Genomic DNA, 23,141 nt, shown 5'->3' on the forward strand with positions numbered 1-23,141 from the left:
ATTGCTTCGCTTACAGGTACTTAAGCGGGTTTTGCAATGCGCCGTTCTTATGAACCTCAAAGTGCAAATGCGTGCCGAAGGAGTGCCCTGTATTACCCATAATGCCGATCCGTTGACCCTTCTCAACCGTCTGACCACGCTTGACGGAAATTTTGCTAAGATGGCCGTAAACTGTTTCATAGCCGTTATGGTGATTGATAATGATACAGTTGCCAAGCCCCGGACGTTGACCGGTGAAGCTGACTGTACCGTTGTCTGCTGCCATAATGTTTTTGTTTCCTACCATATCAACGCCGCGGTGTAACGCGCCCCAACGCTGACCGAAGCTGCTAGTGAGACGCGCGCCGGTTACCGGCCAGCTGAAGCGACCGCTGCCTTCGCTAAGCATAACCTTCGTTCCTTTCATGACAATCGCCGGAACGGATGGCTTCAGAACAACTTCACTGATCAGCTCTTCACTCATCAAGTAGCCATTCTGCTTCACTAAGCGGTACACCAATTGCTTCTTCCCGCTCTGGCCTTGGCGTATGACCTTCGACTGGCCTGCTTTCATATTGCTGTTCTTCTGCACGACCGTAGCCGGTTCAATCGATTCGGTTTCCGTGACATTCTCGACCGTTTCGACCGTCACCTGCGGCTGAAGCACCGTAAGATCAAGCACGTCCCCGACTTTAATCATATCATCTTTAATCCATTTGTTACGTTCGTAGATGACCTGAGGCGAAATATCGAACTTGTGTGCGATACACCCTACACAGTCACCATCTTGGACCGTATACGAAGTCGGTTTCACAGTTCCTTTAATAAGCTGCAAATACAACTGCTCAGGATCCGCAATGTCCGCCGGCTGCACTTCTGCTTCTTTAGTCGCAACCTTCTCGACAAATTTCACGGATTTCAATGCCGATTTGGACTTCAGACTGCCGTCAGCGGAGTAGGCTAATGCGGTCACTTCCGCCTTACCGGCTTTCACTTTCGGCGAATATTTACCTTCTACCCGCTTGAGCAGCGCAGTAGCCGTAGCCTTGTCCTTCACAACGCCGATTCGTTTGCCGTCTACAACGAGCTCTACGCCCGTAGCATGTGAAGCAAGCAGCCCTTCAAGCTTCTGCAAAGTCGCCGCTGAATCCGGTTTGGCATTGTAAGCGCTTTTATCGCTGTATGTGATCGTACCTGCATCAAGCACCATATGTATGCCTGTGTTTTTCTCCTGAATCTGCTTCTCTTTGTTGCTAATCCACTCTTCAACCTGGGTCTCTGAGCCTACTTCTCCAATCAGCTTGCCATTATGATAAACTTCGACATAATCTACGGTGTGTGCTTGTACATAATGACTGCCGCTAAAGCCTGCAATCGTCAATAAAGCTACTGCGCTTACCGCTAGAAATAACGGTTTCTTGCTCAGTAATCGGTGTTTCGTATTGCCTTGCGTGCTATTTGGGTTGACGGTCCGAAAAGTCTGTCGGAATGAGTTCCATACCTTCCGGATGCGACCCCTCTCATTAAAAAAGGCCATGATCGTCTCCTTTTCGCGTTATGGTCCATAACTTTGTTGGGATCGGGCAATGTAAAACCTACATTGCCAGGGTACGAATTCTACTTTATCATAACGCTGCATTCCGATTCAACCAAACGACCCTGGGCTTGACATTAATATTTGCTCAGAATTGCCAGCATTGCGTCGTATTCTGTCCGATCTAGGTATTGCGCCATGAGCTGTTGGACCTGGGTCATTTCTCCGTCTGTCAGCCCATCCTCCATCAACTTCGATATGTTCTGCCATGCGTCCTGCGGGAGCTTCGTCAATGTATCGAACAGCTTCTCCTTATCGGAATCGCTGATTTGCGATTTCGCTGAGTTAATCTCATCTGTCGACATTGCAACCTCGTCATCCGATGAAGAAGCAACGCCGCTGCCTGCTTTCGTCCCGCTCCCGCCACCGATATCACTAAGTTCACCGCTCGGAGTCTGCTCAAACGCATCGACCGAAGCTGGTGAATCGCTATTCTTTGACGTCGAATCATCGTTCTTATCCGAGCTGCTTCCTGTTTTCACATCTGCATCTTTATCCTTCGCTGAAGAATCCGTATCCGCTGAGTTTCCTTTCTGCTTCACGACGGGGTCCGCTCCCCATAACCCGCCCCAAACGCCGTTCAGCGCAAAAGGCTTCTGTTCGAGCGGCACATTAAACTGCTTCAGCAGCGTCTCGACATAGCTGTTAACGATATAGCCTGTCGTCCAGATCGATAGAAAACTGATCAGCAGTCCCGCTGCGATCGTTTTCGCCAGCCACCCTGTCATTTTCCACATGATTATCACCCTCCTATGCAAGGGCATTTTCGCCCATACTTCTTAGTATGGGCACGTGGTACAGGAACCATTCACATTTGCAGCCCCCAATTAGGCAAAAAAAGAAGAGGACCGCGATTTCTCGCAGTCCTCTGAATAGGTATTTAATTAAACGTAGATCGGTACAACCGGATTCGTTTGCTCCCGGTTACGTCCCACGGAGAAGATCGCAATCGGAATACCTGTAAGCTCGGATACCCGCTCCACGTAGCGGCGCGTGTTCTCTGGCAAATCAGCCAAGGTCTTCGCATTAGTGATGTCTTCGCTCCAGCCTGGCAATTCTTCATACACCGCTTCACACTCGGAGACCAGCTTCAAGCTCGCAGGATAATGATTAATGATTTCGCCGCGCAGTTTGTAGCCCGTGCAAATTTTAACCGTTTCCAGACCCGAAAGCACGTCAAGCGAGTTCAAGGACAAGCCTGTAATTCCGCTAACGCGGCGTGCATGGCGGACAACAACTGTGTCGAACCAGCCTACGCGGCGCGGACGGCCTGTAACCGTACCGTATTCAAAACCTTTCTCACGGATCCAATCGCCGGTCTCATTGCTGAGCTCGGTTGGGAATGGACCGTCACCAACACGCGTCGTGTACGCTTTGGCAACACCGATAACTTGTTGGATCTTCGAAGGTCCAACGCCGGAACCGATACAAACGCCGCCAGCTGTCGGGTTCGAAGACGTAACGTACGGATAAGTACCTTGGTCGATATCAAGCATTACGCCTTGTGCACCTTCGAACAGAATACGTTTGCCTTCGTCGATTGCATCGTTCAGCACAACGGAAGTGTCTGTTACGTAAGGACGAAGCGTCTCAGCATAACCCAAGTACTCAGCAAGAATCGTGTCAACGTCCAGCTTCTCGCCGTTGTAAACTTGCTCGATGACTTGGTTCTTCTCGATAACCATACGGCGAAGCTTCGTTTCGAACTCTTCTGCATCAAGCAGGTCGGCGACACGAATACCGTTACGCGCTGCTTTGTCCATGTAGCAAGGGCCGATGCCTTTGCGAGTCGTTCCGATCTTGTTATCGCCTTTACGCTCTTCTTCAAGGCCGTCAAGCACAAGGTGATACGGCATGATCAGATGCGCGCGGTCACTGATTTTCAAATTCTCCGAGGAGAATCCATTGTCATGTATATAGTTAATTTCATCAATCAGTGCGGACGGATTGATAACCATACCGTTACCGATGACGCACACTTTATTTTCATTGAAAATGCCCGATGGAATCATCGTGAGCTTATATTTCTTATTGCCGATCATAATGGTATGACCTGCGTTGTTTCCCCCCTGGTACCGGGCTACAACATCAGCACCGTCCGCCAGAAAGTCGGTGATTTTTCCTTTGCCTTCGTCTCCCCACTGGGTTCCGACTACAACTACCGTTGACATGGATATACCCCCATTACAAGTTTAGCACGCACTGCCGAGGTGAAATTATAAAAGCAACATAATAGCTACCAGCTTTAGACAGCATGATTAGTTTAGCAGTCTGCAGTGGTAAAGTCAACGAAAAGCGAACAATTGTAAGGTCCTATATCGCATTGTTCGGAATTTCGATAAATGTGGGACAGAACCCTTCCTTATTAGGAGGCGTGGCCCGGTTCTTGGTGCGAACGGTCTAAACCAACGAATTTATTGAAGTTCTTCAAGAAGGCCAGTTCGACGGTTCCTACGGGACCGTTACGCTGTTTAGCAATGATGATCTCGATGATATTCTTCTTCTCGGATTCCTTATCATAGTAGTCATCCCGGTATAGGAACGCTACAATATCGGCATCTTGCTCGATTGATCCGGATTCCCGAAGGTCAGACATCATCGGACGCTTGTCCTGCCGCTGCTCAACACCCCGGCTGAGCTGTGACAGTGCGATAACCGGCACTTCAAGCTCACGGGCGATTTGCTTCAGTGTACGGGAGATCTCGGATACTTCCTGTTGACGGTTCTCGCCGGCTTTGCCGCGCCCTTGAATGAGCTGCAAGTAGTCGATCAGAATCATGCCAAGTCCGCGCTCTTTCTTAAGTCGGCGGCATTTCGCCCGAATATCCGATACGGTAATACCCGGCGTATCATCAATGAAGATTTGCGCTTCAGATAATGAACCGATCGCCATCGTTAGCTTTTCCCAATCGTCGCCTTCCAAATACCCGGTACGCAATCGGCCCGCATCTACGTTGGATTCCGCACAAATCATACGCTGCACCAGCTGGGCAGCCGACATCTCAAGACTGAAGATGGCGACTGTTTCCCGCGCCCGTACACCGACGTTTTGCGCAATATTAAGGGCGAAAGCCGTCTTACCTACGGATGGACGTGCCGCCACAATAATAAGGTCATTTTTCTGAAAGCCCGCGGTCATCTTGTCCAAGTCGGTAAATCCGGACGGAATGCCTGTTGAGCCGCCTTTATTCGAATATAGCTGCTCCACTTTCTCGAATACTTCCATGAGCACGTCGCGAATGGATATGAATCCGGTGCTTGAACGACGGTTCGACAGCTCCATGATGCGGGCTTCCGCTTCACTAAGCATCGCTCCGACATTCTCAGCCGCGGCATAGCCTTCCGAAACGATGTTCGTCGCTGTCCGAATGAGGCGGCGAAGCATCGATTTCTCTTCAACGATCTGCGCATAGTAATCGACATTTGCAGCTGTTGGAACCGCGTTACCCAGCTTGGCCAGATAACTGACGCCGCCGATTTCCTCCAGCTGCTGTCGATCTTGCAAATAAGCAGTCAAGGTTACCAAGTCAATCGGCTGGCTCGCTTCACCAAGCTCCACCATCGCTTCAAACAGCAGCTGATGCGACGGCAAGTAGAAGTCTTCGCTGCGCAGCCGCTCCATCGCCGTTATTAACGCTTCCGTTTGCAATAAGACAGCACCGAGTACCGCTTGCTCTGCTTCCATATTCTGCGGCGGTATTCGGTCAAAACTCATCTCATTACTCATTGGTCCGCATGACTCCCCTTTTGATTGCTTTTATTCCTCTGTAGCATGTACACTAAGCTTCGCTTTCACTTCTGGATGGAGCTTTAGCAAAACTTGCGTAACGCCAAGCGTGCGAATTGGTTCTTCCAGTTCAATCTTACGTTTGTCTACTTTGACGCCTTGCGCCTCAAGCGACTCCGCGATTTGTTTGCTTGTGATAGCGCCGAACAGACGGCCGCCTTCTCCGGCTTTCGTTTTCACAATAATTTTCATCGCTTCCAGACGTTCTGCAAGCGCCTTGGCATCTTCTTTTTCTTTCTCTTTCTTCTTCTGCTCGGACGCCTTCTGCACATCAAGCGTCTTCAGGTTGCCATCGGAAGCCAGCTTCGCCAAGTTCTTCGGAAATAGGAAGTTGCGTACATACCCTTCCGACACCTCTTTAACCTCACCCTTCTTACCTTGCCCCTTCACATCTTGCAGAAAAATTACTTTCATTCGAATAACCCCTCTTCCTTATCAAGTTCTTGCAGCACCTGCTTCAGTCGCTGTGCTACTTCCACTACAGTTCCTTCTTGCTGCGCGGCTGCGTTCGTTAAATGTCCGCCTCCGCCCATGCGCTCCATGACCACTTGCACATTCATGTGGCCCAGTGAACGGGCACTGATGCCAATCAAACCGTCCGGCCGCTCTCCTATGACGAAAGATGCGAGCACATCGGTCATATTAAGCAGCGTATCTGCCGTCTGAGCAATGAGCAGCTGCGAATACTGCCGGCCTTGCTCAGTCATAGCGATGGCGATATGGTCATATACGATTTCAGCCTGCTTAATAATCTCTGCCTTCTTAATGTATTCGGTCAAGTCTTCTTTCAGCATCCGCTGAATCAAGGTTGAATCCGCTCCATTGCGGCGCAGGAACGATGCCGCTTCAAAGGTGCGCGAGCCTGTGCGAAGCGAGAAGCTCTTCGTATCCACGGTAATCCCCGCTAGTAGCGCTGTCGCTTCTCTAACATCTAGGAGCACACGATCGTTAATATATTGCAGCAGCTCCGTGATAAGCTCGCAAGTCGAGGATGCATAGGGCTCCATATAGACCAGAATTGCATTCGCGATAAATTCTTCTCCGCGTCTATGGTGATCGACCACTACGATTTTGTCGGTTTGCGTGAGCAGCTTCGGCTCTTTCACCATCGATGCTTTATGCGTATCGACGACGACGACGAGCGTGTTTCCGTTAATCAGCTCTTTGGCCTGTTCAGGCGTTATGAACCTCTTTGCAATCCGCTCTTCTTCTCTCAGCATCTCCATCATTTTCTGGATGGAAGGATTAACGCCCTCCAGCACGATGTACGCTTCTTTATTAAAGAGCATAGCAGCCTTCAGTACGCCAATGGAAGCGCCGATCGCATCCATATCCGGCATTTTATGCCCCATAATGACGACACGGTCGCTGTCCTTGATCAAATCACGCAGCGCATGCGCGACAACCCTCGCCCGAACGCGCGTCCGTTTCTCAACGGCGTTGGACTTCCCGCCATAGAATGACTGCCGCTGTCCGACCTTCACAGCAGCCTGGTCGCCACCGCGTCCAAGCGCATAGTCGAGGCTCGTTTGCGCCCAGTGCCCGAGCTCCACAACGCTTTCAGCGCCTGCAGCGAAGCCGATGCTGAGCGTCATCGGAATCTTATTCTCCGCGGTAATCTCCCGCACCTCATCGAGAAGGACAAACCGCGACAGCTCCAGCTGCTTGAGCGTACGCATGTCGGTAATAACCAAGTATCGGTCAGACGTGAGCCGTTTCAAATACACATGGAACTTGTTCGCCCAATCCGTAATTTCCGCAGTCGCCTTCGAAAGCAGCGTGCTGCGCTGTTGATCGTCCATGCCTTGCGTAACCTCATCGAGGTTATCCATCATGACGATGCCAAGCGCAAGCTTCTCTTCTTCATACCGCTTAGCCAGCTGCCAGCGCTGCGTCATATCACGAATGTAGAGCAGGCGCTCATCGAATCTGAACTGCAGCTCGTACACCGAATTGCCGACATGCGCTTCTACTGTGCCTTCGCGTTCTTTGGCCTGCGACAGCGTCGGGAACAGATCTTCCAATGACTCCCCGACAACAGATTCCCGCTCCAGCATGTGCGTAACAAACGCATTGTGCCATTCTACGGTCTTGTCTTCGTTATAGAGAATAATACCGAATGGTAAATCGCTGATAACCTCATTGCCGGCCTTCTTCACCCGATACGATAGTGTCCCCAGATAGACCTTTAAATCGCGGCGAAAGGCCCGCTCGGCCATTACGGAGTAGAAGCCGACCGCGCCGCAGAGCAGCAGTCCCAGCATGCCGAGCTTCCATTCATAGAAAGCAAGTGTGACCGTCAGCAAAATCATAAGCACGAATGCCCAGAAATGGTGCATCCCGTGCCAGCGATTAATTAAAAACTTTGGCATCGTTTCATTCGCCTCCGTATCACGATTTCTTAAACGCTTTACGGATTGGGAAGGCTGCGTCAATGACCCCAATCAAGCTTAAAGGTTGGAAAATCGCGACAACTACCGAGAGAAGCACCGGTATCGCTTTGTTCCATTTGCGTTCATGCGCCACGAAGAAGAAGAAACCCATCGCCTGAATGGAGAAAGCAAGCTGCATCAGCGGTACCAAATTATGAAGCGTCACCGTCATGAACGAAGAGCCCGTGTTCGGTGTAGCCATATCCGCTATGAGTACGACCAGGTAGTAAAACACAAAAATCCGCGGTAATCTCCACTCACGAGCCGCTTGCAAACGCGAAATCGTTAAACCGCTGGAACGCAGAGCCGGCTCTGCAATCGCATGCGTGATAATCGCTAGCAGGAATGAAACGGTAATAAGCGCCATTGGAATGGAATGAATCAAGCTCTGCACATACGATTCCGTGACGGTTGCCGTCCACACACTAGGCATAAGTCCTTGTTCCCGTAAATTGTCCACTGTTTTCGTAATCATTTCACGGATTTCATGCATTAAGGAGAAATCGAATACGAGGTCAAACACAACCAGCTCAAGCAGAAGCTGAGCAAGCACCGTTAATACGGTAGCGGTTAGAACTTTCCGGGCAGGAGCCCCTTTCCGGTAGAAATGCCCCATCACAAGCGATGGAACTAAGAAGAACAGTCCCACGATTAGGGCGGGCAGTCCCATAATGATGACGCCAATTCCATATACGACTGCCATATGCAGCGTAAATGCCCGTTTAGACAAGGTCGTGTACAAGATTACCGTTGGCACCATTAATACTGCCGCAGCCAGCGCATTCAATACGGGGACTGCTACCATAAGCAGTAGAATTAACGCTGAGAAGCTCCATAAAATTGACTTTAAGCCGGTTTTCAAACCGTTCACCTCTTGCTGATTTACTAGTACAGAACTAATGATTTACTCCCCATTATAGCATAAAACAATTCCGGCAACACAGGGGACCTTGTCCAGTAGGAGCTCTAGAATCCCGCTCTGCAAGTAAGACAAAACGCCGCCCTCTTGGATCGAGGACGGCGTCTGATTTAGCCGGCTGCCATTTCTGTGCTGGCTTGTTTATGTTGGTTTAGGATAATGGCTTCACAATAGTCGATGATGTCGCTTCGACGAACAATGCCGATAAACCGGTTCATGTCATCCACCACAGGCACAAAGTTCTGCACCTTCGCCAGTGAAATCAAATCCTCCATATTGGCATCAATTTGAACGGCCTTATTGGCCATGCGCATTTGGACATCCGTCAACTTCACTTTGTTCGTCTGATCAAAGGTCACTTGGGGGTTGTTCTTCATATACCACAGCAGATCGCCCTCAGTTAATGTGCCTGCATAGCCGCCCTGACTGTCGAGAATCGGTACTGCTGTATAACGATGATGCTCCATCTTCTCGAGTGTTTGACGCAGTGTTGCATCGAGCGTCAACCATACCACCTCTTGCTTAGGCAGTAGAAAAAAAGCAATATTCATGTTGATGTTCCCATTCCCTTCTACTTTGTCTTTCCTGTGTTCGTGAAGAGCTCCGGGCCTAGCTGCAGCTTGACGTGCTTGACGTGCGCCTATGAGTTGCTCTAAGCGCCGCATTGCCGTTAATGCTTCTCTGATGCTGCTTTCGTTTTGGACGACAACGACTGCACAGGCTTCTGATCTTTAACCTGGTATTCCTCCGGAAGCGGCAGCTCTGCTTTCGTTTTCGCTGGATCCAGCCATGCCTTAATCAACTGTTGCGTTGCAGCTAAATCTTCTTCATCCGCAAAATAGTACCAAGCGCCGTGATTTACTTTACGATGTCCATTGCCCTTCAGCGTATGACTATAGATCGTGCGGTTGTCGCTTTGCAGCATGCTCTTCGCCAGATCAATCATATGCTGCGGTGTTAGATCGGTTGTGAAATTCTCGCCCATAATGGAAATAAGTTCAGGAATCTTCGTCCACTGCTGGACATGCGAAGCTTTGGTCATGATCGCATTTAAGAACTGCTGGTGACGTCCTGCACGGCTTGTATCGCCGCCTGCATCTTCACGGTACCGAACAAAGTTGAGCGCCTCAGTGCCATTGTAGAGCTCTTTACCGGCCTTAACAACGAACTTCTCGTGATCCGGGTCGTCATTGACCAGATCCTCCGTAATCGGAAGCGCAATCCCGCCCATAGCGTCGATTACTTCACGGAAGCCGGTAAAGTTTATTGTAGCATAATGATCGATAGTATTGCTGAATAACCTTTCGACGGTTTCAACCGACATTTTCGCGCCGCCAAAAGCATATGCATGTGTAATTTTATCTTCCCATTGGTTCCCGGATTTCGTTGTTTTGCCTACGATATCGACATACGTATCACGGGGGATGGATACCATTAGAATGGCGCCATCTTTCGGTCTGATGACGGTATAGATCATCGTATCTGAACGACCTACCTCTTTATCCCGTTGATCGACGCCGAGCAGCAGCATAGAGAATGGCTCCTCCGGCTTATAAGTTGTCTTAACCGGTTCGTGGCCCTCCAGAGGCTGATACGAATTCTCCAGCCTGTCCTTGACCGATCCGGATAAGAACACATCAAAGCCCCACATCGCCAGTGCATTTCGATTCAAATAGCCGGCTGTCCCTGCAAGTACTACGATAACGAGAATAGCTGCCAGCCATTTATGCGATCGTCGTGTTTTTCTCGGTTGCATTTTCGTTGTAACGCCCCATTCTCTACAAATCTATTTACACGTGATTTCCTAATTCTAAACGATTATGCGGAGCCGAAAGTTACAAATGGTTAACGATTTTCCTTTGTTAATTCTGGTGAATTCAACCAAGCATAGTTTGAACCAAGCTTGAATACATACCTAGAAAGGGAGGGAGCGTCATTATGCAAGCACCGTTATTTGGACCTGATCCATCATCAACAGGTATTGACCCTAAGATTGTGGGGTTGCTTTGCTATTTAGGCAGCTTTGTAACCGGCATCTTGTTTCTCGTGCTGGAGAAGCGAAGCAGCTACGTGAAATTCCATGCCATGCAATCGATCCTTGTGTCTGTCGTACTGGTTGTCATTAATATTGTGCTCGGCTTTATCCCGTTTATCGGCTGGCTGCTTGGCATTTTACTTGCTCCGCTGTCATTTATATTATGGGTTGCATTAATGCTCCTCGCCTTGCAGGGCAAAAGGTTCAAGCTGCCTGTTATCGGCGATTATGCAGAGCAGCAAGCAAGTAAGTTTTAAAGGACCTGTTTATATGAACGCAAAAAAAGGCAGCCGTATTGGCTGCCTCTTCGTTACGTCCTATTCCGTTGTGTAAGGCAACAACGCTACTTGACGGGAGCGTTTGATCGCTACAGTCAGAAGACGTTGATACTTTGCACTTGTTCCAGTTACACGACGTGGCAAGATCTTGCCGCGCTCGCTGATAAATTTACGAAGCAGGTCCGTATCTTTATAGTCAATGTGCGTAATTTTGTTAGCTGTGAAGAAACATACTTTACGGCGTTTGTTACGGCCTTTACGACCGCCGAATTTGCGTTCTGGACGCTCGTCGCCACCATCTCTTTGCTTAAAGCTCATGTTCATCCGTCCTTTCAGTTAGAATGGCAAATCATCTTCCGATATATCGATCGGGCGTCCGTCATCTGAGAACGGATCACGACTATTGTTGTTCCTTGGTGTGCCTCCCGAACGACCTCCACCTTGTGGATTACCACCATTGGAGCCACCTTGTGGGTTGCCTCCACCGTAGTTACCGTTTCCGCTTCCGTAACTTGCTGCACCTTCATCACGCGGACCATTCTCGCGGTTACCGGATTCCAAGAAACGCACGTTATCGGCAATAATTTCAGTCACGTAGACCCGCTTGCCTTCGTTGTTCTCGTAATTCCGCACCTGAATACGGCCTTCAACCGCTGTTAGGCGGCCTTTGCGCAAGTAGTTCGCACAAGTTTCAGCAAGCTGACGCCAAGTAACGATCGGAATAAAATCCGCTTCCCGTTCGTTCTGACCACCGCTCGTAAACGGACGATCCACCGCAAGTGTAAATTGCGTTACCGCAACACCTGCAGGCGTATAGCGCATTTCAGGATCCTTTGTTAATCTACCGATGAGAATAACACGGTTCAACATCGTTTATCGCCTCCAATCGAAACATCCTTGCGTTGATGAGACTAAGCTACATCTTTAACAACTAAGAAACGGATAACTTCATCCGTAATTTTCATGACGCGGTCAAGTTCAGCAACAACATCAGGAGTTGCATTGAAATGTACCAGTACGTAGATACCGTCACGAATCTTGTTGATTTCATACGCAAGGCGGCGTTTACCCATCACGTCATGCTTTGTGACTTCTCCACCGTTTCCGATGATTGCTTGGAACTTGTCAGTCAAAGCTTGTACCGACTCTTGTTCCACATCCGGACGAATAATGTACATCACTTCGTATTTGCGCATATGTTTCACCTCCTCTTGGACTATGCGGCCCCCTTAAAGGGAGCAAGGAGCGAGTTAATTTCTCGCATACCCGAATATTATACCAAACTTAGTCCCTTCTTGACAAGTGTTAATTATGGTTGTTCGCCTACCTCTTTCTTCCGTTCATGTTCCTCCTTCATTTGTTGCACACTAATGATCAGGACGGAATCTCTGCGTCGTCCTCATTTGTGCAACCGCACTGGAGGTGTAATTCATTAATGGGTGAATGGACAGAATTTCGAGAAGGCGACCGTGCGCCAAACGACGGGATGTATATTGAAATCGGCGAAGCTTCTTTTCATATGGGTGTAAACAATCCGCAGAAGGTCAGATTGGCGAAAGGCGACAAGTTCCCGTCCCTTTCGAATAAGGATCGCAAGTGGAAACGAATGTATTGATTTTTACAAACCAGTTGTATAGAAGATAAGCAAGCTGCGCATTATAGTTGTGACGGTGTAAAGAGAGGTGTGGTTCCGTTGAACCCATACATGTACGAACCTCAAGGAGATTTTGTCCACTCAGCATAGAAGCGGAGGGATGTGCCAAAGACCAGTGTCTGTAACACACGCACACCGACTAAAGACCGGTGAACCGAGGTTTCTTACGAAGAGCTTGTAGTGATGACTGTTTTCTAAATCAAACGCCGTCGGAGAAGGGCTCGCGAGAGCCCTTTTTTCCTTTGTTAATGAGTAACTGAATATGGCGTTGCATGACCTAAATTAACCGGCAGCCTTATCAGTGTTGACTCTATTAGTCCTACATATGGGCACTTCGTAATGTTGATTCGTTGAAGCTGCACATGCCCTAACGCAAGCCTTTCAAACAACCTCTTGTGTATAAACAAAAAAACGACCCTAAGGGTCGTTGATTGATTAAATATGGCGGAGAGGGTGGGATTCGAACCCACGCACGCTTTGACACGCCTAACTGATTTCGAGTCAGCCCCCTTGGGCCTCTTGGGTACCTCTCCATAAAGGTGAATCAGCAGAACAGAATTTATCTTACCATGGTGCTCGTCCAATTGCAAGCATTAATTGCTTGATATTCCATTGGCGCTTTCTCCCCCATTTAAGCCTTCTTCGGCTTTCGATCGGAGCACCTTTTTCAAGTTTTTCTCAAACTTCGCACGTGGTATGAGAACGCTGTGTTTACAGCCGACGCATTTGATTCGGATATCCATCCCCATACGAATGATCTCCATCTCATTTGTTCCACAAGGATGCTGCTTCTTCATTTGCACAACATCGCCAAGTTCAAACTGTTTCCTCTCCATAACAGTCCGCCCCTTTCCCCTAAAGCTGTTTCTACTCTCTATCGTATCCCTTTAAGCCTCATAACTCAATGGGCTCGTACCGATCCTCAATCTGTTTAAATATTCCCCTTATCTCAACACTCTCTTGGCTTATGACATCCTTCACAACTAGCAAATCACTCTCGGGAAAATGAATGGATAATGCGCAGCCGGCTGTTATTTGCTTCGGCGTTGGACAGATGTCTATTTCAATATCCGCATATTCTAATAGCATTTCCGCCCGCAGAGCCTGCTGGGTGGAATCAAAGGCAATAAGCATGCATCTGTACCTCCTACTTGTATTTATTGCAGGTTCATTAGTTAAGCAAGGTGAAACGGCTGTAACCTTATACAGCGAAACTCAACCTTTCTTATATTCCAAGTATAAAATGGTTGTCCCATCCATATACTAGTAACCAAGTGATAACAACGTTTCTCTATCGATTGTGTTGTTGGAATTCATAGAGTTGGCGGGAGGAGAATCTATGAAATTGCCGGGAATGAAAGAAACACCGCTCAAAGTACCGTACACAGAACCTAACATTACAGGACTTCTGATGAACCGCATTACGTACCTTTTGGACAACGTCCCCGCTGATCGTAGGCTTGTTGTTGTATGTGTAGGTACTGACCGTTCCACAGGCGATTCACTCGGCCCTCTTGTCGGCACTTCTCTCAGCAAATATCGGAGTCCCTTCTTCGATCTTTATGGTACCCTCGAGGAACCTGTCCATGCGATGAACTTGGACGAAACGTTAATCGACATCAATAAGTTTGTCCGCAAACCATTTGTCATTGGTATCGATGCCTGCTTGGGTCAAGCCGCTAGTGTTGGCTGTATTCAAGTCGGTTCTGGTCCTGTCCGTCCGGGTGCCGGTGTGAATAAAGATCTACCGCCCGTCGGTGACATCCACATCACGGGCATCGTAAATGTCGGCGGCTTTATGGAGTATTTTGTTTTGCAGAATACTCGTCTTCATCTTGTTATGCGAATGTCTGATATTATTGCGCACAGTCTCTTCTTATCGATCATGAAATGCGTACGCCCTACTTCGATTCCCGCTGCGACGCAAGACTGATCGCTTCTTTTTCTTCCGGGGTTAGCGGATACTTCGATTGACCTTCTTGCACCGGCTTGGCGTAGACGAAGGTGTTCTCTCGACCGTGAATGCCGCTTAGCACCATTCCGTCTTCAGCATCATCAATCACTGCTATTGAGAAGCTCAGATCATTGCCTCGTTCTGCAAAAGCGTTATAACGATGAATACCGACATTGCCTTTCTTCTTCTTCAACGTATCATTCAGCGTATGAACGCTTTGCTTTAATTTGTTCTGTTCTTCTTCCTGAGCATTAAGGCGTTGCTTCAGTTCCACAATTACACTTTCCAGTTCTTCTACTCCTGCGCCGCTCATAAACTGCGTATAACTCTTACGTAGTCGTTTCAGCTTACTGCTGATGACGAGACTGCGTATTAACAAGATCAGAACAACAATAAGCAGTCCAACCGTTACCCAATCGGACGGTCTTTCGATCAGTTCATTCATGATGTCTTACTCTCCCCCGTTTAAAGCCCATTAGCTGTAGTGCTGCTTTATTTCCTTTACAGCCGCTATAAGCGCATCAACCTCTTGTTTCGTTGTGAAGCAGCCGACGCTTGCGCGTATTGCCCCTGTTTCTTTCGTCCCTGCAATTTCATGTGCGAGTGGCGTACAATGGAATCCTGTGCGGACTGCAATCTGATAATGCTGATCCAGAATAAATCCAATCTCCGACGGATCTGCCCCCGGCAAAACGAAGGACACGATTCCTGTCCGAGGTTTACCGAACTCCGGGCCCAGGATATGAACGCCATTCAAAGCATGAAGCCCCTCCATCAAATGCTGTGTCAGCATCCATTCTCTAGTATGGATATTTTGCACCGTCTCATGCAGAACATACTGCACGCCAGCCTTCAGCCCGTTAATTCCTGCTGCATTCTGAGTACCCGCCTCATAGCGGTCTGGCCGCACCGTTGGCTGCTCAATCGCCTCGGACTGACTGCCCGTACCGCCGTGCAGGAGAGGCTCTAGCTCCAAGTTGGGGTGAATGTATAAACCACCGGTTCCTTGCGGCCCCAACAGCCCTTTATGGCCCGGAAACGCGAGCATATCAATACCCATTCGCTCCACATTAATCTCCAACAGCCCAGCAGTTTGCGCAGCATCAACTAGCAGCTTTATTCCGTGTTTGCGTGTAATTTCTCCAATATCAGCTACAGGCAGTATCGACCCTAACAAGTTCGAGCTGTGATTTACAACAACAAGCTTGGTGTTAGGTTGCATTGCAGCTTCAATTTGCTTCGCATCCAGTTCACCTGCTTCATTCGGCTCAACATAACTTACCTCAATGCCACTTACACGCTTCAGGTATTCCAGTGGTCTACGTACGGAATTATGTTCAACAGCAGTGGCTATCACATGATCGCCTTTGTTTAACATTCCTTTTATTGCGGTGTTAAGTGCCATGGTTGTGTTTAATGCAAATGCAATATCATTAGGGTTTGATACGGCGAACAGCTTAGCCAGCGCTTTTCTCGTATTGAATAGAATCCTGCTCGCCCGAACAGCCATCGCGTGACTACCTCTCCCTGGGTTTGCCCCGTCATGTTCCATCGCTCCCACAACAGCTTGAATTACTTCAGCCGGTTTAGGCCATGACGTCGCTGCATGATCGAGATAGATCAATCCCTTATCCGTTGTCTGCTGCATCATTACTCCCCCTCTAGCCAACGAGCCGAAATACCTTTTATTCTAACAATAGCATACTCGATTGGCACCCCTACTTCAAACGGGGATTCCCAATCGAGTATGCTATTTAAGTTTGGTATTAAGATAGCTGTTGCAACAATTCCAGTAACCGTTCTAGGTCCTGCTTATTATAATAGAGAAGTTCAATACGACCTTTATCCTTCTGTTGCTTAATTTTCACCGTCGTCTTGAATTGTTCACGCAGCGTTTCTTCCAGTTGATCAATATATGGATCGCGTTTTTTAGAAGACTGCGGCTTCGTTTTCTCAGCTGATGGCTGATCCAAGTTTTTAATCGCCTCTTCTAATTGACGTACACTCCACTCATTGGTAATGGTCAATTCAGCAAGTTCCTTTTTGCGTGCATCTTCCTTCACACCCACAATTGCCCTTGCATGTCCCATTGAAATTGTTCCACGTGAAACATTATCTTTGATTTGCTCCGGCAATGACAACAATCGCAGGAAGTTTGCGATGTGCGATCTCGACTTGCCTACCTTCATGGAGAGTTCTTCTTGAGTCAACTCGAATTTATCCATGAGTGCTTGATAAGCAATTGCGAGCTCCATTGCATTGAGATCTTCACGTTGAAGATTCTCTATTAACGCAATCTCCATTACCTGTTGGTCAGAGAAATTGCGAATTACTGCAGGTATAGTCGGATTGCCACATAGCTGGGATGCACGGAATCGTCTCTCACCGGCGATGATTTCATACCCTTTAAGGACGGTACGTACAATGATCGGTTGAATGACACCGTGCTGTTTGATTGATTCGGCGAGTTCTTTTATCGCATCATCATCAAACGTTTTACGCGGTTGATATGGGTTGGGACGAAGCTGCGTTAACGAAACTTCTACAACTTTATCATCTTCGCTTACAGATAGCGATGGGATAAGCGCATCAAGTCCTCTACCTAGCCGCTTGCTCATACATAATCACTTCCTTCGCGAGTTCAAGATACACCTCTGCCCCTTTGGATCTTGGATCGTAAGTAATGATGGATTGTCCATGTGAAGGAGCTTCGCTTAAACGGACGTTCCTTGGAATAATGGTTTGGTAAACCTTTTGTTGAAAATACTTCTTCACTTCTTCGATAACTTGAATGCCCAGATTTGTTCTGGCATCAAACATCGTAAGCAAAACACCTTCAATTTGAAGCGTAGTATTTAGATGTTTCTGAACAAGACGTACTGTATTTAACAGCTGGCTTAAGCCTTCCAGCGCGTAATATTCACATTGAATAGGGATAATAACCGAATCAGAAGCAGTTAAAGAATTAATTGTTAGAATACCCAAAGACGGCGGGCAGTCAATAAGAATGTAGTCATATTGGTGCTTCACCAGGGCAAGTGACTTCTTCAAGCGCTGCTCACGAGAAATCGTTGGAACAAGCTCGATCTCCGCTCCGGCCAACTGAATCGTAGCTGGAATAATATTAAGTCCTTCAATATTAGTAGAACAAGTAGCATCTTTAGGGTGAACATCATTAATAAGCACATCGTAAATACAATGCGCGACATCTGCTTTATTAATTCCAATTCCGCTCGTCGTATTACCCTGCGGGTCAATATCTACGAGCAATACTTTCTTGCCAAGCGACGCTAGACAAGCACCCAGATTAACGGACGTGGTCGTTTTTCCGACACCGCCCTTCTGGTTCGTTATTGCTATCGTTTTAGACAAACCGTTCACCTCTATGCTGATTACTTTAATGATGCCATATAAAACGATTAAATGACGATGCCGTCCCAGGTTCGGACGGCTGTTTGAATCGCTATTATCGTTTCGGAATTTTAATTACGATTTCGTAATGATCCTCGTAATCTTGTTCATTGGTCTTAATTTGCAAGCCCGATCCCGAAACCATATCAATAGATTGTCTTATTGTATTCAGTGCCAAACGTACATCCTTCGTAAAGGAAATCCGCTTTGGCTTCTTAGACTTAGTAGCTTCTTTATAGAACGCTACACGAGCTTCCGTTTGTTTCACGTTGAGCTCTTTCGTTATAATGTCGTCTAGCACTTTCAGCTGCAGTGCTTCTGTATCAAGTGATAACAAGGCTCTTGCATGACGTTCCGTAATTTTGCGTTCCATCAGCGCATTCTTAATTGTATCACCCAGACCAAGAAGTCTGATCTTGTTTGCTATTGTAGATTGGCTCTTTCCTAAACGCTGAGCTAAGCTTTCTTGCGTAAGATTATGAAGATCAATGAGCTTCTGATACGCGACCGCTTCTTCAATTGAAGTGAGTCCTTCACGTTGAAGGTTCTCAATTAGAGCAATTGAAGCGGCTTGAGAATCATTAAATTCACGAACGATAGCCGGAATCGTCTCAAGACCGAGTTTTTTAACTGCACGATAGCGCCGTTCACCTGCGATGATTTCATACCTTCCACCACGTATCCTTACAACAATCGGTTGTATGATGCCGTGTGTACGGATGGTTTGACTGAGTTCTTCAATACGATCATCATCGAAGACAGTCCGCGGTTGATAAGGACTTGTATCCACATCTTCAATTGGAAGCTGCTTCACTTCATCTTGACTAGTGCTTTTAGTTTCACTCAATCCGAATAAACGAGAGAACTGTTCTTTCATATCGTCAACTACCACCCGATTTCAAAGTGCCGAGTATTGTCGTTCTTACTATAATTCGCCGGCTGTAAGTTGATTTCCTGCTTGACAGGCATTTATTATCGAAACAATTGTGACTGCCTGTAAAATGTTCCACGTGAAACAAAATCAATCGATAATCACTACATAATAGGCTGTTTCAGAGGTAAACCCGCTTTTCTTGGATACTTCGCTGGTGTACTGCTGAGTTTCTCCATCAGGAGGATGTGCCGATCTGATTGTTCGAAAGGCAGCTTCAAATGTTCAACAGAAGTAAGTTTTGCTTTCAGCTCGATCATACTGCGTTTTGATTCATTCGCTTCCTCAGCAGGGTCGGAACCCTTCATTGCAGCGAACACTCCACCCTTACGAGCAAAAGGGAGACATAATTCATTTAATCCACTAAGCCTTGCAACTGCCCTTGCGGTAACAACATCATAGGCATCGCGGTGACTAGCGAGGCGCGCAATATCTTCAGCACGACCATGAACACATTGTACGTTCTGAAGACCAAGCGATTGCACGACATGCTGCAGAAATTGAATCCGTTTATTCAAGGAATCTACAATCGTAATTTTAAGATGAGGGAAACAAATTTTCAATGGCAGGCTTGGAAATCCGGCACCTGAACCTATATCGGCCAACGATGACACCTTGTCCATTTTGACAAAGAAAGAGAGAGTCACGGAATCGTAGAAATGTTTCTCATACACCGCTTCTCTCTCCGTAATGCCTGTTAAATTCATTTTCTCGTTCCATTCTACAAGCAGTTCATAATACGTTTGGAACTGCTCAAGCTGGAGCGGCGAAAGTGCCACTCCTTGCTCTTGCAATAAATCAGTAAACCAAGTTTCGGTAGCGTTCATCATTACCCCCGTGCTGCAATAACCTTATTGTAGTGTTCTAAATAAACAAGAAGAATGGAAATGTCAGCCGGCGTTACACCGCCAATTCTTGATGCTTGCCCAATCGACAACGGCCGAATGTTGGACAAATTTGTTTTCGCTTCCTTAGAGAGATTGTTGACCACCATGTAATCAATATCGTCTGGAATGCGTTTCTTCTCCATCTTAGCAAGACGCTCAACTTGTTGTTGCTGCTTCTCAATGTAACCAGCGTATTTAATTTGAATTTCAACTTGCTCTTTCATATCATCCGTAAGCACATCCGGCGATGGAGACAGTCGATCTATGATATCATAGGATACTTCCGGACGTCTTAATATGGAAAGTCCGTCTGTCGTCTGTTGAATCGGAGTAGACTGTGCTTCCTCCAGCAGTTGAAGCGTTAATTCATCAGGTCTAATCTTGACTGTTTTCAGACGCTCAATTTCCTGCTCCACCAGCAGCTTCTTCTGTGTAAACTTCTGATAACGCGCTTCTGAGATTAACCCGATCTCATAACCGGTTGGTGTCAAACGCATATCGGCATTGTCATGTCTCAATAACAACCGATATTCTGCACGCGAAGTTAGTAGGCGGTACGGCTCTGTAGTACCCTTCGTCACCAAATCATCAATGAGTACTCCGATATAGCCTTGCGAACGTTCGATGATAACCGGTGGTTTTCCCTGCGCTTTTCGTGCAGCATTAATACCAGCCATAACACCTTGCCCTGCTGCTTCCTCATAACCGGATGTACCATTAATTTGTCCAGCTGTGAATAACCCCGGAACAACCTTCGTTTCAAGCGATGGCCACAGTTGTGTTGGCACAACTGCATCGTACTCAATCGCATAGCCCGTACGCATCATCTCAACTTTTTCCAAACCTGGAATAGATCGGAGAATACTGAGCTGCACATCCTCAGGCATACTAGTGGAGAGTCCTTGCACATAATACTCCGACGTGTTCTTTCCTTCCGGCTCTAGGAAGATTTGATGCTTCGGTTTATCAGCGAAACGCACAATTTTATCTTCAATAGACGGGCAATATCTTGGACCTGTTCCCTCAATAGCACCGGAGAACATAGGAGCGCGATGGAGATTATCGTTAATAATCTTATGCGTTTCCTCCGAAGTATACGTCAGCCAGCAAGGCAGCTGCTCATTATCGGAATACTCCGTTTCGTAAGAGAAAAATTTCGGCTTCTCGTCACCGGGCTGAATCTCTGTTTTGGAGAAATCAATCGTATCCTTATGCACGCGTGGCGGCGTGCCTGTTTTGAAACGTACGAGCTGCAGACCAAGTGAGCGCAAGCTCTCCGACAGCTTAACGGAAGGCTGCTGGTTGTTAGGCCCGCTCTCGTACATCAGCTCACCCATAATCACTTTTCCGCGCAGATAAGTTCCCGTCGTCACAACGACGGTTTTTGCCCGATACGCTGCACCGGTCTTCGTAATAATCCCTACACAAGCGCCATCCTCAATAATTAGCTCCTCCGCCATCCCTTGGCGAAGTGTCAGATGATCGGTTTCTTCAATCGTTTGCTTCATGAAATGCTGATACAGGAACTTATCCGCTTGCGCACGCAGTGCGTGAACAGCCGGCCCTTTACCTGTGTTAAGCATCCTCATTTGGATAAACGTTTTATCAATGTTTCGTCCCATTTCTCCGCCAAGCGCATCGATTTCACGCACGACGTGGCCCTTTGCCGGGCCGCCGATCGATGGATTACATGGCATGAATGCCACCATATCCAAGTTAATCGTAAGCAACAGCGTCTCGCAGCCCATTCTCGCAGCAGCAAGTGCAGCTTCTACACCTGCATGACCGGCACCGACTACAATGACATCAAAATCTCCTGCATGATATTCCATTACTTTATCCCTCCTTACCTTTACAATTACAATTATTTACCTAAACAGAACTGTGAGAAAATTTGATCGATAAGCGAATCGGATACCGAATCCCCTATTAATTCACCTAATTGCTCCCAAGCGGTACGCACATCAATTTGCACAATATCAATCGGGATCCCGATATCTGTCGCTTCCATCGCATCTACAAGCGACTGTCGGGCATGACCGAGCAGCGTAATATGTCGAACATTGCTGACATAAGTCAAATCCGCGGATTCCAGCTCACCACCGAAGAACATACGCTTAATGACATCCTCCAGTGTTTCTAGCCCCTGTTCGTGCAGAACCGACAAACGAACGATTTGTTCCGGGGAGAAAATCGCCTCAACCTCAGAGGTGTCCATCACTACCGGCAAATCCGTCTTATTCAATAATACGACAACAGGTCGATTTCGAAACTGCTCCATCAGCAAACGGTCATCCGGATGAAGCTCCTCGTTCACATTCAGCACGAACAAGATCAGATCCGCTTCCTCAAGCGCCGAGCGTGATCGTTCCACCCCGATTCGTTCCACCACATCCGCAGTTTCGCGGATACCTGCCGTATCCAGCAATCGCAGTGGAATTCCGCCAAGGGTCACATACTCTTCAATAACGTCGCGTGTCGTACCCGGAATGTCCGTCACAATCGCTTTGTTTTCCTGTACGAGCGCATTAAGCAGCGAGGATTTACCGACATTGGGCCGGCCCACAATTGCCGTCATAATGCCTTCTCTTAATATCTTGCCTTCGCTTGCCGTTTTTAACAAACGATCGATTTCGGCACATGACTCACCACAGCGCTCACGAATATAATCACTCGTCATGGAAGCGACATCATGCTCTGGATAATCGATATTCACTTCAATATGTGCAAGCAGCTCAATCAAATTATGACGAAGCGCTTTAACCTTCTTCGACAACATCCCTTCAGCCTGCTTCATCGCAACCGAGAAAGCGCGATCCGACTTCGAGCGAATCAAATCAATGACTGCCTCCGCTTGCGTCAAATCGATTCTCCCGTTTAGGAATGCACGCTTCGTAAACTCACCAGGCTCTGCAATTCGAATGTCACCAGAGCGAAGCAGCAGCTCCAGGACGCGTTTCACCGCGACAACACCGCCGTGCGTGCTAAGCTCAACGACATCTTCCGCTGTAAACGAACGCGGCCCCCTCATAATCGTCAGCAAAATCTCTTCTACAACTTCGCCACTGATCGGATCCACAATATGGCCATAATGGACGGTATGCGAATCAGCCGTGACAATATTCGATTTGGATCGGAAATATTTTGCACTTTCTGCAACTGCCTCAGGTCCGCTTACCCGTATAACGGCAATGCCGCCCTCTCCGACAGCAGTCGAAATGGCGGCAATCGTGTCTTGAATCATCATGTTATTTTCCCTCATATTTAAAAAAATGAGCAA

General features: G+C 47.7%; 25 protein-coding genes and 1 tRNA gene. 3 read left to right on the plus strand and 23 right to left on the minus strand.

Annotation, left to right across the window (positions count from 1 at the left end; genetic code table 11):
• Window positions 1-10: 10 nt before the first annotated feature.
• The 9 genes from AC0YN4_RS25735 to AC0YN4_RS25775 all read right to left on the minus strand — a co-directional run bounded on the left by AC0YN4_RS25735 (window position 11) and on the right by AC0YN4_RS25775 (window position 10,467).
• The gene (locus AC0YN4_RS25735) at window positions 11-1,516 is read right to left on the minus strand and encodes a peptidoglycan DD-metalloendopeptidase family protein (RefSeq protein WP_475837135.1); all 1,506 of its coding nucleotides are present in this window, start codon (window positions 1,514-1,516) and stop codon (window positions 11-13) included.
• 134 nt (window positions 1,517-1,650) lie between these two features.
• Window positions 1,651-2,310 carry a hypothetical protein gene (locus AC0YN4_RS25740; RefSeq protein ID WP_475837136.1) on the minus strand — a complete coding sequence of 220 codons (660 nt, stop codon included), beginning with the start codon at window positions 2,308-2,310 and terminating at the stop codon, window positions 1,651-1,653.
• Window positions 2,311-2,457: 147 nt separating this feature from the next.
• Window positions 2,458-3,744, minus strand: a complete 1,287-nt coding sequence (locus AC0YN4_RS25745; protein ID WP_475837137.1) for an adenylosuccinate synthase — start codon at window positions 3,742-3,744, stop codon at window positions 2,458-2,460.
• 194 nt (window positions 3,745-3,938) lie between these two features.
• Entirely contained in the window at window positions 3,939-5,300 is a 1,362-nt protein-coding gene (gene dnaB / locus AC0YN4_RS25750) for a replicative DNA helicase (RefSeq protein WP_475783293.1), read from the minus strand.
• 30 nt (window positions 5,301-5,330) lie between these two features.
• Window positions 5,331-5,774: a 50S ribosomal protein L9 gene (rplI, locus tag AC0YN4_RS25755; RefSeq protein WP_475783294.1), complete on the minus strand. Its 444-nt coding sequence runs from the start codon at window positions 5,772-5,774 to the stop codon at window positions 5,331-5,333.
• Complete coding sequence (locus AC0YN4_RS25760; protein WP_475837138.1) at window positions 5,771-7,732, minus strand: DHH family phosphoesterase; 1,962 nt, start codon at window positions 7,730-7,732, stop codon at window positions 5,771-5,773. The genes rplI and AC0YN4_RS25760 overlap by 4 nt, the downstream gene beginning before the upstream one ends.
• A 19-nt stretch (window positions 7,733-7,751) precedes the next feature.
• The gene (locus AC0YN4_RS25765; protein WP_475837139.1) at window positions 7,752-8,654 is read right to left on the minus strand and encodes a DUF2232 domain-containing protein; all 903 of its coding nucleotides are present in this window, start codon (window positions 8,652-8,654) and stop codon (window positions 7,752-7,754) included.
• 167 nt (window positions 8,655-8,821) lie between these two features.
• Complete coding sequence (locus AC0YN4_RS25770) at window positions 8,822-9,262, minus strand: CBS domain-containing protein (protein ID WP_475783297.1); 441 nt, start codon at window positions 9,260-9,262, stop codon at window positions 8,822-8,824.
• 119 nt (window positions 9,263-9,381) lie between these two features.
• Entirely contained in the window at window positions 9,382-10,467 is a 1,086-nt protein-coding gene (locus tag AC0YN4_RS25775; protein ID WP_475837140.1) for an LCP family protein, read from the minus strand.
• Between the two features lie 182 nt (window positions 10,468-10,649).
• On the opposite strand from AC0YN4_RS25775, the gene AC0YN4_RS25780 reads away from it, so the two are divergent.
• Window positions 10,650-11,003: a DUF4870 domain-containing protein gene (locus tag AC0YN4_RS25780; protein WP_475783299.1), complete on the plus strand. Its 354-nt coding sequence runs from the start codon at window positions 10,650-10,652 to the stop codon at window positions 11,001-11,003.
• A gap of 60 nt (window positions 11,004-11,063) precedes the next feature.
• Here the strand turns inward: AC0YN4_RS25780 and rpsR are convergent, their stop codons facing one another.
• From rpsR to rpsF, 3 genes are read right to left on the minus strand one after another with little or no spacing between them, the layout of a single operon-like run.
• Window positions 11,064-11,342, minus strand: coding sequence for a 30S ribosomal protein S18 (gene rpsR / locus AC0YN4_RS25785; RefSeq protein WP_090574546.1), 279 nt, complete (start codon window positions 11,340-11,342; stop codon window positions 11,064-11,066).
• A gap of 18 nt (window positions 11,343-11,360) precedes the next feature.
• Window positions 11,361-11,894: a single-stranded DNA-binding protein gene (gene ssb / locus AC0YN4_RS25790; protein WP_475783300.1), complete on the minus strand. Its 534-nt coding sequence runs from the start codon at window positions 11,892-11,894 to the stop codon at window positions 11,361-11,363.
• 41 nt (window positions 11,895-11,935) lie between these two features.
• The gene (gene rpsF / locus AC0YN4_RS25795) at window positions 11,936-12,220 is read right to left on the minus strand and encodes a 30S ribosomal protein S6 (RefSeq protein ID WP_475783301.1); all 285 of its coding nucleotides are present in this window, start codon (window positions 12,218-12,220) and stop codon (window positions 11,936-11,938) included.
• A 239-nt stretch (window positions 12,221-12,459) separates the two neighbouring features.
• Between rpsF and AC0YN4_RS25800 the strand changes: the two genes are divergently transcribed.
• The gene (locus AC0YN4_RS25800) at window positions 12,460-12,639 is read left to right on the plus strand and encodes a YjzC family protein (RefSeq protein WP_090980611.1); all 180 of its coding nucleotides are present in this window, start codon (window positions 12,460-12,462) and stop codon (window positions 12,637-12,639) included.
• Between the two features lie 481 nt (window positions 12,640-13,120).
• Here the strand turns inward: AC0YN4_RS25800 and AC0YN4_RS25805 are convergent.
• The 3 genes from AC0YN4_RS25805 to AC0YN4_RS25815 form a co-directional block, all read right to left on the minus strand.
• Window positions 13,121-13,211, minus strand: a tRNA-Ser gene (locus AC0YN4_RS25805).
• Window positions 13,212-13,271: 60 nt separating this feature from the next.
• Window positions 13,272-13,514, minus strand: a complete 243-nt coding sequence (locus tag AC0YN4_RS25810; protein ID WP_475783302.1) for a DUF951 domain-containing protein — start codon at window positions 13,512-13,514, stop codon at window positions 13,272-13,274.
• A gap of 58 nt (window positions 13,515-13,572) precedes the next feature.
• A complete protein-coding gene (locus AC0YN4_RS25815) occupies window positions 13,573-13,812 on the minus strand; it encodes a putative Se/S carrier protein (protein WP_090980614.1) in 240 nt (79 codons plus the stop codon).
• A gap of 205 nt (window positions 13,813-14,017) precedes the next feature.
• On the opposite strand from AC0YN4_RS25815, the gene yyaC reads away from it, so the two are divergent.
• On the plus strand, window positions 14,018-14,611 hold the full coding sequence (gene yyaC, locus AC0YN4_RS25820; RefSeq protein ID WP_090980616.1) for a spore protease YyaC: 594 nt from the start codon (window positions 14,018-14,020) through the stop codon (window positions 14,609-14,611).
• Here yyaC and AC0YN4_RS25825 read toward each other — a convergent pair.
• The 8 genes from AC0YN4_RS25825 to mnmE all read right to left on the minus strand — a co-directional run bounded on the left by AC0YN4_RS25825 (window position 14,580) and on the right by mnmE (window position 23,105).
• Entirely contained in the window at window positions 14,580-15,077 is a 498-nt protein-coding gene (locus tag AC0YN4_RS25825) for a DUF4446 family protein (protein ID WP_475783304.1), read from the minus strand. The two genes, yyaC and AC0YN4_RS25825, sit on opposite strands and share 32 nt — an antisense overlap.
• 30 nt (window positions 15,078-15,107) lie before the next feature.
• Window positions 15,108-16,280 carry an aminotransferase class V-fold PLP-dependent enzyme gene (locus AC0YN4_RS25830; protein WP_475837155.1) on the minus strand — a complete coding sequence of 391 codons (1,173 nt, stop codon included), beginning with the start codon at window positions 16,278-16,280 and terminating at the stop codon, window positions 15,108-15,110.
• A 118-nt stretch (window positions 16,281-16,398) separates the two neighbouring features.
• Complete coding sequence (locus AC0YN4_RS25835) at window positions 16,399-17,250, minus strand: ParB/RepB/Spo0J family partition protein (protein ID WP_475783305.1); 852 nt, start codon at window positions 17,248-17,250, stop codon at window positions 16,399-16,401.
• The gene (locus tag AC0YN4_RS25840) at window positions 17,231-18,004 is read right to left on the minus strand and encodes a ParA family protein (protein ID WP_475837141.1); all 774 of its coding nucleotides are present in this window, start codon (window positions 18,002-18,004) and stop codon (window positions 17,231-17,233) included. The genes AC0YN4_RS25835 and AC0YN4_RS25840 overlap by 20 nt, the downstream gene beginning before the upstream one ends.
• Window positions 18,005-18,098: 94 nt before the next feature.
• On the minus strand, window positions 18,099-18,920 hold the full coding sequence (gene noc, locus AC0YN4_RS25845; RefSeq protein ID WP_475783306.1) for a nucleoid occlusion protein: 822 nt from the start codon (window positions 18,918-18,920) through the stop codon (window positions 18,099-18,101).
• A 158-nt stretch (window positions 18,921-19,078) separates the two neighbouring features.
• A complete protein-coding gene (rsmG, locus tag AC0YN4_RS25850; protein WP_475783336.1) occupies window positions 19,079-19,801 on the minus strand; it encodes a 16S rRNA (guanine(527)-N(7))-methyltransferase RsmG in 723 nt (240 codons plus the stop codon).
• Between the two features lie 2 nt (window positions 19,802-19,803).
• The gene (mnmG, locus tag AC0YN4_RS25855) at window positions 19,804-21,693 is read right to left on the minus strand and encodes a tRNA uridine-5-carboxymethylaminomethyl(34) synthesis enzyme MnmG (protein WP_475837142.1); all 1,890 of its coding nucleotides are present in this window, start codon (window positions 21,691-21,693) and stop codon (window positions 19,804-19,806) included.
• Between the two features lie 32 nt (window positions 21,694-21,725).
• Window positions 21,726-23,105 carry a tRNA uridine-5-carboxymethylaminomethyl(34) synthesis GTPase MnmE gene (gene mnmE, locus AC0YN4_RS25860; RefSeq protein ID WP_475837156.1) on the minus strand — a complete coding sequence of 460 codons (1,380 nt, stop codon included), beginning with the start codon at window positions 23,103-23,105 and terminating at the stop codon, window positions 21,726-21,728.
• Window positions 23,106-23,141: the final 36 nt, after the last annotated feature.

The sequence above is a fragment of the Paenibacillus sp. J22R3 genome (assembly GCF_056269305.1).

Excerpts from the sequence above, each read along its gene's own strand:
- AC0YN4_RS25780 (WP_475783299.1), top strand. The coding sequence starts at position 10,650 with ATGCAAGCACCGTTATTTGGACCTGATCCATCATCAACAGGTATTGAC.
- rpsF (WP_475783301.1), bottom strand. The coding sequence starts at position 12,220 with ATGCGCAAATACGAAGTGATGTACATTATTCGTCCGGATGTGGAACAA.
- mnmG (WP_475837142.1), bottom strand. The coding sequence starts at position 21,693 with ATGGAATATCATGCAGGAGATTTTGATGTCATTGTAGTCGGTGCCGGT.
- AC0YN4_RS25825 (WP_475783304.1), bottom strand. The coding sequence starts at position 15,077 with ATGAATGAACTGATCGAAAGACCGTCCGATTGGGTAACGGTTGGACTG.
- rplI (WP_475783294.1), bottom strand. The coding sequence starts at position 5,774 with ATGAAAGTAATTTTTCTGCAAGATGTGAAGGGGCAAGGTAAGAAGGGT.
- ssb (WP_475783300.1), bottom strand. The coding sequence starts at position 11,894 with ATGTTGAACCGTGTTATTCTCATCGGTAGATTAACAAAGGATCCTGAA.
- mnmE (WP_475837156.1), bottom strand. The coding sequence starts at position 23,105 with ATGATTCAAGACACGATTGCCGCCATTTCGACTGCTGTCGGAGAGGGC.
- dnaB (WP_475783293.1), bottom strand. The coding sequence starts at position 5,300 with ATGAGTAATGAGATGAGTTTTGACCGAATACCGCCGCAGAATATGGAA.
- AC0YN4_RS25740 (WP_475837136.1), bottom strand. The coding sequence starts at position 2,310 with ATGTGGAAAATGACAGGGTGGCTGGCGAAAACGATCGCAGCGGGACTG.
- noc (WP_475783306.1), bottom strand. The coding sequence starts at position 18,920 with ATGAAAGAACAGTTCTCTCGTTTATTCGGATTGAGTGAAACTAAAAGC.
- AC0YN4_RS25810 (WP_475783302.1), bottom strand. The coding sequence starts at position 13,514 with ATGGAGAGGAAACAGTTTGAACTTGGCGATGTTGTGCAAATGAAGAAG.
- AC0YN4_RS25775 (WP_475837140.1), bottom strand. The coding sequence starts at position 10,467 with ATGCAACCGAGAAAAACACGACGATCGCATAAATGGCTGGCAGCTATT.
- AC0YN4_RS25800 (WP_090980611.1), top strand. The coding sequence starts at position 12,460 with ATGGGTGAATGGACAGAATTTCGAGAAGGCGACCGTGCGCCAAACGAC.
- rsmG (WP_475783336.1), bottom strand. The coding sequence starts at position 19,801 with ATGAACGCTACCGAAACTTGGTTTACTGATTTATTGCAAGAGCAAGGA.
- AC0YN4_RS25745 (WP_475837137.1), bottom strand. The coding sequence starts at position 3,744 with ATGTCAACGGTAGTTGTAGTCGGAACCCAGTGGGGAGACGAAGGCAAA.
- AC0YN4_RS25760 (WP_475837138.1), bottom strand. The coding sequence starts at position 7,732 with ATGCCAAAGTTTTTAATTAATCGCTGGCACGGGATGCACCATTTCTGG.
- rpsR (WP_090574546.1), bottom strand. The coding sequence starts at position 11,342 with ATGAGCTTTAAGCAAAGAGATGGTGGCGACGAGCGTCCAGAACGCAAA.
- yyaC (WP_090980616.1), top strand. The coding sequence starts at position 14,018 with ATGAAATTGCCGGGAATGAAAGAAACACCGCTCAAAGTACCGTACACA.
- AC0YN4_RS25735 (WP_475837135.1), bottom strand. The coding sequence starts at position 1,516 with ATGGCCTTTTTTAATGAGAGGGGTCGCATCCGGAAGGTATGGAACTCA.
- AC0YN4_RS25835 (WP_475783305.1), bottom strand. The coding sequence starts at position 17,250 with ATGAGCAAGCGGCTAGGTAGAGGACTTGATGCGCTTATCCCATCGCTA.
- AC0YN4_RS25830 (WP_475837155.1), bottom strand. The coding sequence starts at position 16,280 with ATGCAGCAGACAACGGATAAGGGATTGATCTATCTCGATCATGCAGCG.
- AC0YN4_RS25815 (WP_090980614.1), bottom strand. The coding sequence starts at position 13,812 with ATGCTTATTGCCTTTGATTCCACCCAGCAGGCTCTGCGGGCGGAAATG.
- AC0YN4_RS25770 (WP_475783297.1), bottom strand. The coding sequence starts at position 9,262 with ATGAATATTGCTTTTTTTCTACTGCCTAAGCAAGAGGTGGTATGGTTG.